Raw genomic sequence first — 12,126 nt, forward strand, 5'->3', positions numbered from 1 at the left:
GTTTTGCGGCCCCGTATCAGTAGAAAATCTTGGCCCAGCTCGGCATTTCAGGTGGCTTATCCGTTATCCAGTACTCTACTATACCTCAGCTCGATTTTACATGCCCGACTATCTCCCGCTGGAAGATTATGGCCTGATTGGCAACCTGCACACCGTGGCGCTGGTATCCAAGACGGGCTCTCTGGATTATCTGCCCTTCACGCGCTTCGACTCCCCCACCATTTTCGCGGCCCTGCTGGATTCGGAAAAAGGTGGCTCGTGGTTGCTCCGGCCAACTGGCGATGAGGTCCGGAGCAAGCAGCTTTACCTACCCGATACGGGTGTGCTCCTCACCCGCTTCTTTACCCATGAAGGCATTGCGGAACTCACCGACTTTATGCCTGTGAAACGCCAAGCGCAGAACTGCGCCGTGGTGCGCACCGTGCGCGTCATAAAGGGTACTATGGGGTTTCAGATGCACTGCTGCCCGCGCTTCGATTACGCCCGCACTCCGCACGAAACCTACCCGCAGGAGGATGGTAGTTTTTTATTCAAGAGCAGCGGCCCCGATGGCTTCCAGTTCCGGCTGCTGGGTAACCACCCTTTTAAGTTGGCTGATCAAACCGATGCTTCCGGCCGCTGGACCCTGCAGGCCGGCGAAACGGCCAGCTTCGTTATAGAAGCAACTCCTGTCGGTGACCCTACCTTCATTGCCCGCGACTTGGACCATTATACCGAGGCAGCTTTCGAGGATACACTTAGCTTCTGGAGGGAGTGGATTGAAAGCAGCACCTACACCGGCCGCTGGCGCGAAACTGTGCTCCGCTCAGCCATCACCTTAAAGCTGCTGACCTCCATTCAGCACGGCTCCACGGTGGCCGCTGCTACGTTTGGGCTGCCCGAAAGTATTGGAGGAGAACGGAACTGGGACTACCGCTACACTTGGATCCGGGACGCGGCTTTTACCATGTACGCTTTCCTGCGGCTGGGCTTCACCCTGGAATCCAAGGCCTTCTTGCGGTGGATTATGCAACGCTGCCAAGAGCTTACGGATGCCGGCGACTTGCAGCTCATGTACGCCGTGGATGGCACCGCCGACCTGCCCGAGCGGGAACTAGGCCACCTCAGCGGGTACCGCAACTCCCAGCCGGTGCGCATTGGTAATGGGGCAGCCAAGCAGTTTCAACTCGACATATACGGGGAGCTGATGGATACCATCTACCTCTATAATAAGTACGGCGGCGGTATCACCTACGACTTCTGGCAGCAGGTATGCCGCCTGGCTGGCTACGTGGTGGAAAACTGGCGGCGTCCCGACCACGGCATTTGGGAGGTGCGCGACCAAGAGCGGGAGTTTCTTTCGGGCAAGATGATGTGCTGGGTGGCCCTCGACCGTGCCATCCGCATTGCCCGGGATCGGTCGTTCCCGGCCCCGTTGGTGGAGTGGCTCCAGGTGCGCGATGAGATTTACGAGGAAGTATACAACAACTTCTGGAGTGAGGAGAAGCAGTCGTTTGTGCAGCATAAGGGCAGCCAGGTTATTGATGCCTCCGTGTTGCTGCTGCCCCTGATGCGCATGTTCAGTCCGGCTGAGCCGCGCTGGCAGTCTACTATGCGGGCCATTGAGAAAGAGCTGCTGCTGGACTCTTTGATGTTCCGTTACCATACTGATGGCGGGGCCACCGACGGCCTCACGGGCGAGGAAGGCACGTTTACCATGTGCTCCTTCTGGTACATTGAAAATCTCTCTAGAGGTGGCGAGTTGGATAAGGCGCGCCTGCTGTTTGAAAAGCTGTTGGGGTTTGCCAGCCCTCTAGGCCTTTACTCTGAGCAAATTGGCCCCCAGGGCGAGCAAATTGGCAATTACCCACAGGCCTTCACCCACTTAGCGCTTATTAGCACCGCCTTCCAGCTCAACCGCGACCTGGATGCGCGGCACAACGGCACCCTAGGCGGCCACCAGTTTGTATAGGCCTAGCCTAGCACCGAGTAAGCGCTCATTCATCAAGAAGATTACCAGTAGGCATTGCTTTTTCTTTTGCATCAATGCTGCAAAAGAAAAAGCAATGCCTACATTTGCTCTTCATCTGTTTGGTGTAAGAAGTGCTTAAGCAACGAAACATAGTAGCATGGTGGCTATTGCTGCTGCTGGCGCGGGTGCTGACCCCGGAGGCTACATTGTTGCGCTTACATGCTCACCAGCACACCACTAAGGAGGTTGCTATTCCCCTGCTAGGTCAGGCCGCGAAAAAGCACATGCTCACTGATCAACACCTCCACTGCCATACAGAGCAACTGTACAACGCGCCATTTCAGCCGGCGGAGGCAGTACTCCTACCAGAGTTACTTCAGCAAGCATTATATGCTCAGTACCAGGCACCGGTATCGGAAGCCCCTACGCTGCACCTGCTCGACGGAGCCTCTTTGCGCGGCCCTCCCTCCCGCGCCTAATCCCCTTTTCAGGGCTTTTTTGCGCTACCTCATTCTGAGAGTGGCCTAGCTGATGCGTTGCGCATAGCGGGCCCGTGCGCCCCGTTGCGGCCTTCATTCTAGGTCTGCAACTCCCCCCTTTTTTTCTAAAACAGGCCTCCCGCTGGCTGGTGCTCCGCACCGCTACTGGCGGAGGCATACCCCGACGGCAGCGCCCGTCGCGCGGCTGGCTATTCCCTTGCTGGCCCGCGTCCGTGTCCATCTCCCCTACCTCGTTCAACCTTGCTTGCCAGGAGCCACAGTAGCTCTCTGGGCTGGCATACCATTTTTTTATGTCCCGATTTCTAGTCCTTCTGCTTTTGTTCTTTCCCCTACTGGCGTCTGCCCAAAGCTTGGGGCGCATCACGGGTCGCGTGACCAACCCGGCCGGTCAGGGGCTGGATGGGGTTACCGTAGTGGAGCAAACCGGCCGTTTTATATCCCTGACGGGAGCCGATGGTAAGTATTCCCTTGATCAGCTGCCCCTGGCCGAGTACACGCTCATTACCCGCAGCCTAGGCCACCAGGAGCAGCGCCGCACTGTGGTGCTGAGCCCCGATGCGCCGAACATCAGCGTTGACTTTACCTTGCAGAGCAGCACCAATGCCCTGCAGGAAGTGGAGGTGCTGGGCCGCAAGGAAACCAGCTATAAGAGCGACTACAGCTTCGTGGGCACCCGCACAGCCACCGATCTAATCGACGTGCCGCAGTCCATTTCCACCGTTACCAAGGAGCTGATGGAAGACCGCCAGGCCCTGCGCCTTACGGAGGTAGTGAAAAACGTAGCCGGCGTGACCCAATACTCGCACTACGACGACTTCACGATTCGCGGGTTTCGCAATGGGTACGAGAGCGGCTTCCGCCTTCTGAATGGTCTGCGCTCCGGCTTTAGCTACGGCAACTCGTTTACTCAGGCGCCTCTTACCGTGAACCTGGAGCGCGTGGAGGTGCTGAAAGGCCCCGGCGCAGCCTTGTTCGGCGACATTAACCCCGGCGGCACCATCAACATGGTGACCAAGAAGCCCCTCGACGTGGACCGCAAGGCCGTGACCTTTTCCACCGGCAGCTTCAACACCATGCGCACCACCGCCGACTTCACCGGCCCCCTCAACGAGCAGAAGAACCTGCTGTACCGCTTCAACGCGGGCTACGAGAAGTCTAACACCTTCCGCGACGTGAACGACACCAAGTCGCTGATGATTGCGCCTACCGTGACGTTCCTGGTATCACCCAAAACTACGCTCAACGCCGAGTTGGTGTACACGCACATTGATGGCTACCTCGACCGAGGTCTGCCCATCAAAGGCAACGACCTGTACGCCGTGCCCCGCTCTTTCACCCTGAGCCAGCCCAGCGACTTTTTCCGCACCAACACCACCTACCTCAACGCCTCACTCACGCACAAATTCACCAACTGGCTCTCGTTCAATGCCTCTTACCTCGACTTCACTTACAACGAGAACCTGAGCGAGCACCGCACCCTCAACAGTTACGCCGACGCACCCGCCAATACGGTGATGAACCTGCGCTACTTCGACCGCCGGGCCGAAGAGTATACCAAGAACCTGTCGGGCTACTTCTCCCTGAGCCGCAACACCGGCTCCATCGCGCACAAAGTAGTGGCTGGCGCCGACTATATCCGCTTCAACACCGACAAGCAAAGCACCATGTTTGAGGCGCGGCAGAAGCTGGTGAACGGCGTAGCCACGCCCCTGACCTTCGACCTGAAGAGCCCGCTCTACGAAATCCAGGACCCGACGAAGTACGTGCGCCGCCCCCTGCCCCAGTTCTTCGTTGACTACATCAACTCTGTGTACCACACGGTAGGCCTCTACGCCCAGGACCAAGTGGAAGTGACGCCGCGCCTAGGCCTATTGCTGAGCTTGCGCTACGAGCTGTTTGCCGATGAGCGCGACTACGGCGACGGTTCCTCTACTATTCCGCAGCGTAAATTCCTGCCCCGAGCCGGCCTCACGTTTGCCCTCCTCGATAACCTAAACTACTTCGCCAGCTACAGCTCGGGCTTCCGGCCGCTGAAGCCAGAGTACATCCGCTTCCCCGAGCGCTACGGCCGCAGCTCGGCCTTTAGCCCCGAAACTAGCTACCAGGTGGAAACCGGCCTAAAGGGCGAGTTCTTTGAGAAAGCCCTGTTCGGAACGGTGGCCGCCTATCAGATTGTGAAGCGCAACCAACTGGTAAGCACCGGCTCGCTCACGCCAGATGGAGCGCCCGTGTACCGCCAGAACGGGCAGGCCCGCTCGCGGGGTATGGAGGTAGAAGTAACGGGCAATGTGCTACCCAACCTGAGCCTGAACGCCGCCTACGCCTTCAACCACAGCGAGGTACTGCAGGCTGACCTACCGGCCGAAAACGGGCAGCAGCTCGCCAACGCCCCCAAAAACTCGGGTGGCCTGTGGGCCAAGTACACCTTCACCACGCCAGCCCTCCGTGGCCTAGGCATTGCCGTGGGCGGCAACCACGTAAGCAGCCGCCGCACCGAAAACCAGATTCGCGCGGTAGGTACCGGCGAGCTGTACTGGGGCAAGTGGCCCAGCTACACCGTGGCCGATGTAGCCCTGTTCTACAACGTCGGGCGCTTCAACTTCCACGCCAACCTCAATAACGTGTTCGACAAGTATTACTTCGTCGGCGGCTACGATTTCTTCCGCGCCAGCCCCGGCGCGCCCCGCAATTTCATGGCTACCCTGGGTTACTCCTTTTAAGGATTAGGCTTAGCACATGAAAAGCTACAGACTAGAGCTAGCAGCTAGTTCCCCTCCTCAGCTGAGGAGGGGTTAGGGGCGGTTGATGATCGTTGTTTACTGGGAACGTCATGCTGAGCTTGTCGAAGCATCTCTACCTCTGACTAACCAAGAGGCCTAGAGAAGCGGGAGAGATGCTTCGACAAGCTCAGCATGACGGCTACTCTTGCAACGTCAGCACGCGAGATGTCTCGACTGCGCTCGACATGACGGACTGATGTAATCGTTCTAGGCCACTCAACCACCCCTAGCCCCTCCTCAACTGAGGAGAGGAACTAGACTAGCTCTAGCACCACGCATAGCAATCAACCACACAGCGAATGACCTACATTTTAGAAGCCAAGGACCTGCGCAAGCAGTACCCGGATAAGCTGGCCTTGCAGGGGCTGAACCTGCAAATTGAAGCCGGGGAAGTATTCTGCCTGCTCGGGCAGAACGGCGCAGGCAAGTCTACCACCATCAATCTGTTTCTGGGGTTTGTGCAGCCTACATCGGGTGCAGCTTATATCAATGGGCTGGAAGTGGCCAAGAACCCGCTGGAAATCAAGCGCCACCTGGCCTACATCCCGGAGAATGTGATGCTCTACCCTCATCTGACGGGCCTGGAAAACCTAGGCCTGTTCAGCCAGCTGGCGGGCTTTGCCTACGCCGAAAGTGAGTTACGGGACTACCTGGAGCAGGCCGGGCTGCCCCCGGAGGCCGTGCAGCGCCGGGTAGGCACCTACTCCAAGGGCATGCGCCAGAAAGTGGGCATTGCTATAGCCGTGGCTAAGCACGCCAAGGTGCTGCTGCTGGATGAGCCCACCTCGGGCCTCGACCCCAAAGCCAGCAACGAGTTTTCGGAGCTGCTGGGCAAGCTCAGCGGGCAGGGCACGGCCGTGTTCATGGCCACCCACGACCTTTTCCGGGCCCGGGAAGTAGGCACGCGGGTGGGCATTATGCGCGAGGGCGAGTTGGTGGACGTGCGTCCCACCTCCTTCCTCAACGCCAACGAGCTGGAGCAACTTTACCTCCACTACACGCACTAGCCCATGATCCAGAGCATAGCCCAAAAAGAGTTTGTGAGCACCCTCCGCGACCGGCGCTTCGTGGTGCTGAGCGTGCTGGTGCTAGGCCTGCTGCTGGCCGCCACGCTGGTAGGGCGGGCCAGCTACAGCACTCTGCAGCAGGAGCGCACTCTGGCTCAGCAAACCGTGAATGACCAGTTTCATCATCAGCCCAACCGCCATCCCCACCGGGTGGCCCACTACGGCTCCTTCGCCTTCCGGCCCAAGTCGGCCCTGAGCCTGCTCGACTCAGGACTGGACTCGTTTACCGGGGCTTCGGTGTTTCTGGAGGCTCACCAGCAGAACAGCGTTAACTTCAGTCAGGCCCAACAGTCGGGCTCCCTGATTCGGTTTGGGGAGCTGACGGTGGCCTTTGTGCTCCAGCTGCTAGTCCCCCTGCTCATTGTATTTCTGTGCTTCAGTGCCTTCACGGAGGAACGCGAAACCGGCACCCTGAAGCTGCTCCTGAGCCAGGGCGTGTCGCTGCGGCAAGTGGCTTGGGGCAAGATTGCGGGCTATGGCTGGGCGGTGGCCCTGGTGGTAGCGCCGGCCCTGGCCTTGGCGGCCTGGCTGCTGTTTGGGCAAGAAGAAGTGGCCGGCAACCCCGACCTCTGGGCCCGGCTATGCCTCTTCGTGCTGAGCTATGCGGTGTACTACTTCCTCTGGATTGTGGGCTCGGTGGTGGTATCGGCGTGGCAGGACCACGCCCGCACGGCCCTCGTGACGCTGCTGGGCTGCTGGATGCTGGGTACCATCATTCTGCCCAAAGCCACGGCCAACGTGGGCGCCCACCTCTATCCCACTATCACCAAAGCGCAGATGGACGCCGAAGTGCATGAGCAGGCCCAGAAAGGCATCAACGGCCACGACCCACAGGACCAGCGCACGGCGGCGCTTAAGGAAGACCTGCTCATGCAGTACGGGGTGACCTCAGAGAAAGACCTGCCCGTGAGCGTGCCGGGACTGGTGATGGCTGAAAGTGAGGCCTACACCAGCAAAGTATATCAGCAGCATTTCACTGACCTCACCCGCACCTACGAGCGCCAAAACGCCCTATCTACCTTGGCAGGCCTGCTAAACCCCTACCAGGCCATCCGGCCGCTTTCCATGAGCCTGGCTGGCTCCGATTTCGCCCACTACGTGCACTTCCAGCAGGCCGCCGAGGCCTACCGCTACCAACTGGTGCAGCGCCTCAATACGCTGCAGGCCGGCATGGGCTACGGCGATAAAGAGCGCAAGCTGGATGCCGCTACCTGGCAGGCCATTCCCACTTTCGCCTACCAGGCTCCCCCCCTCCGTTGGGCCCTCGGCTACCTGCTGGTGCCCGCACTGGCCCTACTGCTGTGGGCCGTGGGCCTGAGCTGGTTGGGGCTGAAGGTGATTGATAACACAAGAGTTGCGTAAGCTGATGAGGACATTCTGGATATTGTTTGCCGCCGAGTGGCGCCACTTCAAAGCCGCCAAAGGCCTGGTGCTGCTCACCAGCCTGGTCCTGCTGGTAGGCTTGTATGGCATCTACTACGGCACCTCCGAAATAAACCGCCAGCGCCAACACCTGGCTGAGCTTCCCGCCCTGGCCCGCCACAACGTGGATGAGCTGAAAGTGAAATTCCCCGGCGAGGCCGATGCCGGCGAAATCGGCTACTACCACACCACGTTCGCCGTGCACCACCCCACGCCCTGGGCCAGCCTCTCCCTGGGTCAGCGCGACGTGAACCCCTACTACGTGAAGCTGCGCCTGCTAGGCCTGCAGGGCCAGCTCTACGCCTCCGAGAACGTAAACCCAACCAAGGCGCTCAGCGGCAATTTTGATCTGGCCTTCGTGCTAGTGTACCTATTTCCGCTTCTGATTATTGCCCTGTGCTTCAACCTACTTTCCAGCGAAAAAGAGCAAGGCATTCTGACGCTCCTGCTGGCTCAGCCGGTGAGTGCCGCCACCCTTGTAGGGGCTAAGCTGGCGTTTCGGTTGGCGCTGGTGCTGGGGCTCGTTTTGGTGCTGTCTGTGGTGGCCATGCTCTGGGCACAGGTACCGCCCGATGGCCGCGTAGGCCTATGGCTGGCCCTGGCGCTGGTGTACTGCCTGTTTTGGTTTGGCGTGGCCTTTTTGATTACTAGCTGGCAGCGCAACTCGGCTTTCAACGCCGTGGCGCTGGTGGGCGTGTGGCTGGTGCTGGTGGTGCTGGTGCCGGGCCTGCTGAACGTGTTTGTGAGTGCCGCCCGGCCGGTGCCTCAGGACCTGGAGCTGACCATCAAGCAACGCGAAGAGATTCACGGCGGCTGGGACAAGCCCAAAACCGAAACCATGAACCGCTTCTTTGCCCTCTACCCGCAGTTCCGCGACACCGCCACCATCAAGGAGCGCTTCGTGTGGCGCTGGTACTACGCCTTCCAGCACCTCGGCGACCAGTCGGTGCAGCCGCTGACGGTGGCCTACACCAATGGCCTGCGTCAGCGCTACGACCTGGTGAACCGCCTCAGCTGGCTTTCACCGGCAGTCGCGGCCCAGACCAGCCTCAACGCCCTCGCCGGCTCAGACCTGCCCGCCCATCTGGCTTTCCTGGGCAGTGCCTCCCGCTACCACTATGCGCTGCGAGCCTTTTACTACCCCTACCTCTTCCACAAAGTAGCCTTCACCCACGCTGACTTTGCCAAGGAGCCTACGCACACCTTCACCAGCACCTCCGAACCCGCCACGGCTGCCAGTGGCCTAGGCAAGCTGCTGATTAGTGCGGGCGTGGTGTTCGGGGCTGGTCTGCTGTTGTTCCGGGCGCGACCCGTAAACCCACGCTAGGTGGCCTAGCCAGCCGCTGCTGGCAGGCCGTTTCCGTACCAATTCCTTTCTATTATGCCTTTCCGAGTTCTTCTTACCGTGCTGCTCTGCGCTTGGCAAAGCCTGAGCTACGCGGCCGTTAAGCCTTTTTCTTTCCGCAACGAAACCATTAAAGCCGGCACGAAACGCTCTTTCCTACTGCCGGTAGTAGCGGGGCGAGACAGCACCGTGATTCCCGTAACCGTATTTCATGGCGCCAAAAAGGGGCCGGTGCTGGGCATCACGGCCGGCGTGCACGGCTACGAGTATCCGCCCATTGTGGCGGCCCAGCAGTTTGCGCAAGCCCTGGACCCGGTCCAGCTCAGCGGCACCATTATTCTGGTGCACCTGGCCAATGTACCGGGGTTCCTAGGGCACCGCACCGACGTGAACCCCCTGGACAACAAGAACCTGAACCGGGTATTTCCGGGCAAGGCCGACGGCACCATCACTGAGCGGATGGCCTGGGTGCTGAGCAACGACATCATAGGCCGCTGCAACTACTTCGTGGACGTGCACGCCGGCGACGCCCCCGAAGACCTGCGCCCGTACTCGGGCTATTATAATTACTTCGACCAGCCCGAGGTATCGGAGAAAGCCCGACATATGGCCGTGGCCATGGGCTTTCCCTACGTGGTGCAGTTCGGCAACGAGCCCACCCTGAAGGAAGAGTCCATTTACTGTTCACGCGAAGCCACCAAGCGGGGCATTCCGGCCGCCGATATTGAGTGCGGCCGCCTGGGCCTACCCGAGGCCGAGAACGTGGCTCAGATCAAGCAGGCTCTTTACCGGCTGCTAGGCCACCTCGGCCTCACGACAGACAAGCCCGCCACCACCCAGCCCCTGCTAATTGCCCGGCGTACCACCATCAGCAGCGAGCATACGGGCTTTTTCTACCCCCAGGTGAAGGCCGGCGAGTATGTATATAAAGGCCGCACGCTAGGCCACCTGACGGACCTGTTCGGTAATCACCTGGCCGACGTAGTATCGTCGGTTGATGGGGTGATATTGTACATGAGCAGTGCCCCTCCTATCAGTAAAGGCGAGGACCTGTTCAGCATCGGCAACGTACCGCCGGGGGCTCAGTCGCAGCGTTGAGGTAGATGGACTAACTGGCAACAGTGGGAAAAGACTGCATCGAAGCAGAGCAGTAGTTTTTTCTGACTTCCTTGCTACCCGATACGCAGCCTGCCTTCCATTCTATGAAACTACTCTTCTGTTCCGCCGCGCTTTTCCTCACGGCCTCTACCGCAATGGCTCAATCCCTTACTGGCCTACGCTGGCAAAACGCCCCGGCCAAAACCACCATTTCGGCATCTAAACTGCAAGTGCAGGTAGAAGGCGGCACCGACTTCTGGCGTGTGACCCACTACGGCTTCATCCGCGACAACGGCCACTTCTACTATCAGGAGCAGGAGGGCGACTTTCTGGCCAAGGTGAAAGTGGTAGGCCAGTACAAGGAGCTCTATGACCAGGCCGGCCTAATGATTCGGCTGGATGAGAAGAACTGGATCAAGACCGGCATTGAGTATGTGAAAGGGGTACAGAACGTCAGCGCCGTGGTAACGCGGGAAGTGTCTGACTGGTCGGTGGTGCCGCGCCAGGATAGCCCGAAGGCCGTGTGGCTGACCCTACTGCGCAAGGGCGACTATGTGGAAATTCAGTACTCCTTCGACAATAAAGACTTCAAAATGCTGCGCCTGGCCTACTTCCCGCCCACGCCGGGCAAGAAGGTGCAGATTGGCCTGATGTGCGCCGCCCCCGATGGCAAGGGCTTCCCCGTTGAGTTTGAAGGGTTTTCCATTACGCCCGTTACCGCTACTAAATAAGAAGTTACCGCGCTGTCAAGCACCGACAAGCCGTAGGCCAGGTCTGTTGTATTCGGACCTGGCCTACGGCTTTTTTTATAGGTAGTGGCCTAGTCCTGATCAGGGGCGGGTGCTCATGCAACTGTTAGTGAGGGCTACTTACTCTAGCAAGGACATTGTCTATACCCTTGCTCGTCCCAAATATGCCTTTCTATCGGCTTCGTGCGGCTCAGTCTCTACCTGACCGGTCACCTCTTGCTTTAACGCCATATTACTCACGCCGGATTATTGGCTTCTGCTTGATTATCCTCATCCATATGAGCATGGCATCGGCCGCTTGGGCCCAAACGCCACAGGGCACCATTACCCGCGCCGATTCGGGGGCACCGGTGCCCTATGCTTCCGTTGGGGTGAAGGGCAAGCCCCTTGGCACGGTGGCCAATGAAACCGGGCAGTTCCCACTGCAGCCCCTGGCGCAAGCCCTCCCCACCGACACCATAGTAGTATCCTGCGTGGGATTTCTACCCCAGAAACAAACAGCCGCCCAACTAAGGCAAACCCCGTCTGTAACGCTTACGCCTCAGGCTACTCAACTCAAGGAGGTGGCCGTGCGGCACGGCAAGCTCCGGCCGCAGGTGCTGGGCCGGGAGTCAACCGGCGGCGTGGCGCATTGGGGTAACTGGGCACCCAAAGACAGTCTGCCTAAGGAAATGCGCGGGTGGGAAGTCGGCACCTTCCTCACGCCTTCTGACAATTGCTTTGTCGATGCCTTTTCCGTGTATATAGAGCGCAATGCCTTACGGTTTGTGCGATTCCGCCTGAAGCTGTACGCTGTGGAAGGCAGCCACCCCACAACCCTTCTCACCGACCAGGATATGCAGTTTGTACTCAGCGACCAGCAAACGGGTTGGGTGAAGGTTAACCTGCGCCCCTACAATCTACACCTAAAAAAGAATCAGAAAATTGCCCTGGCTATGCAGTGGCTCGATAACGACGAACCGAGGGCCAAGGGTAAATACATAAGCGTACCTGCCGCCTTTCCCGACGCGTTTCACCGCGCTTACATCCGCGACAAAAGTGAGGCGGGCTGGCAGATATTCCCCGTCAATCCCAGCATGAACCTAAGCGTGCAGGCCTACCGAGATTGAGGGTGGCCTAGGCCACTGTGCAACCGCACGGGCCTAGCTCAACTTTAACAGAAAGCAACCTGAAGCGTAAGCTATAGAGGCAGCTAGCCTGCTTTGTCCTTTCTG

General features: G+C 59.2%; 9 protein-coding genes. All 9 read left to right on the plus strand.

Features of this window, described 5'->3' with window-relative positions; translation table 11 throughout:
* Positions 1 to 100 precede the first annotated feature (100 nt).
* The 9 genes from EU557_RS11385 (at position 101) to EU557_RS11425 (ending at position 12,021) form a co-directional block, all read left to right on the plus strand.
* Entirely contained in the window at positions 101 to 1,951 is a 1,851-nt protein-coding gene (locus tag EU557_RS11385) for a glycoside hydrolase family 15 protein (RefSeq protein WP_135530584.1), read from the plus strand.
* A 131-nt stretch (positions 1,952 to 2,082) separates the two neighbouring features.
* The gene (locus EU557_RS11390; RefSeq protein WP_135530585.1) at positions 2,083 to 2,430 is read left to right on the plus strand and encodes a hypothetical protein; all 348 of its coding nucleotides are present in this window, start codon (positions 2,083 to 2,085) and stop codon (positions 2,428 to 2,430) included.
* Positions 2,431 to 2,768: 338 nt separating this feature from the next.
* Positions 2,769 to 5,171 (plus strand): TonB-dependent receptor, encoded by a 2,403-nt coding sequence (locus EU557_RS11395; protein ID WP_167855169.1) that lies wholly within the window; start codon positions 2,769 to 2,771, stop codon positions 5,169 to 5,171.
* 359 nt (positions 5,172 to 5,530) lie between these two features.
* The gene (locus tag EU557_RS11400; RefSeq protein WP_342588237.1) at positions 5,531 to 6,238 is read left to right on the plus strand and encodes an ABC transporter ATP-binding protein; all 708 of its coding nucleotides are present in this window, start codon (positions 5,531 to 5,533) and stop codon (positions 6,236 to 6,238) included.
* A gap of 3 nt (positions 6,239 to 6,241) precedes the next feature.
* Positions 6,242 to 7,660 (plus strand): ABC transporter permease, encoded by a 1,419-nt coding sequence (locus EU557_RS11405; protein WP_135530587.1) that lies wholly within the window; start codon positions 6,242 to 6,244, stop codon positions 7,658 to 7,660.
* 4 nt (positions 7,661 to 7,664) lie between these two features.
* Positions 7,665 to 9,047 (plus strand): ABC transporter permease, encoded by a 1,383-nt coding sequence (locus EU557_RS11410; RefSeq protein ID WP_135530588.1) that lies wholly within the window; start codon positions 7,665 to 7,667, stop codon positions 9,045 to 9,047.
* A gap of 54 nt (positions 9,048 to 9,101) precedes the next feature.
* On the plus strand, positions 9,102 to 10,163 hold the full coding sequence (locus EU557_RS11415) for a M14 family metallopeptidase (protein WP_135530589.1): 1,062 nt from the start codon (positions 9,102 to 9,104) through the stop codon (positions 10,161 to 10,163).
* A 155-nt stretch (positions 10,164 to 10,318) separates the two neighbouring features.
* Positions 10,319 to 10,894 (plus strand): DUF1349 domain-containing protein, encoded by a 576-nt coding sequence (locus EU557_RS11420; RefSeq protein ID WP_210116024.1) that lies wholly within the window; start codon positions 10,319 to 10,321, stop codon positions 10,892 to 10,894.
* A 296-nt stretch (positions 10,895 to 11,190) separates the two neighbouring features.
* Positions 11,191 to 12,021 carry a carboxypeptidase-like regulatory domain-containing protein gene (locus tag EU557_RS11425; protein ID WP_167855170.1) on the plus strand — a complete coding sequence of 277 codons (831 nt, stop codon included), beginning with the start codon at positions 11,191 to 11,193 and terminating at the stop codon, positions 12,019 to 12,021.
* Positions 12,022 to 12,126 lie beyond the last annotated feature (105 nt).

This window comes from Hymenobacter wooponensis (genome assembly GCF_004745865.1).
GTDB lineage: Bacteria > Bacteroidota > Bacteroidia > Cytophagales > Hymenobacteraceae > Hymenobacter > Hymenobacter wooponensis.

Excerpts from the sequence above, each read along its gene's own strand:
- EU557_RS11415 (WP_135530589.1), top strand. The coding sequence starts at position 9,102 with ATGCCTTTCCGAGTTCTTCTTACCGTGCTGCTCTGCGCTTGGCAAAGC.
- EU557_RS11410 (WP_135530588.1), top strand. The coding sequence starts at position 7,665 with ATGAGGACATTCTGGATATTGTTTGCCGCCGAGTGGCGCCACTTCAAA.
- EU557_RS11400 (WP_342588237.1), top strand. The coding sequence starts at position 5,531 with ATGACCTACATTTTAGAAGCCAAGGACCTGCGCAAGCAGTACCCGGAT.
- EU557_RS11420 (WP_210116024.1), top strand. The coding sequence starts at position 10,319 with ATGGCTCAATCCCTTACTGGCCTACGCTGGCAAAACGCCCCGGCCAAA.
- EU557_RS11425 (WP_167855170.1), top strand. The coding sequence starts at position 11,191 with ATGAGCATGGCATCGGCCGCTTGGGCCCAAACGCCACAGGGCACCATT.
- EU557_RS11405 (WP_135530587.1), top strand. The coding sequence starts at position 6,242 with ATGATCCAGAGCATAGCCCAAAAAGAGTTTGTGAGCACCCTCCGCGAC.
- EU557_RS11385 (WP_135530584.1), top strand. The coding sequence starts at position 101 with ATGCCCGACTATCTCCCGCTGGAAGATTATGGCCTGATTGGCAACCTG.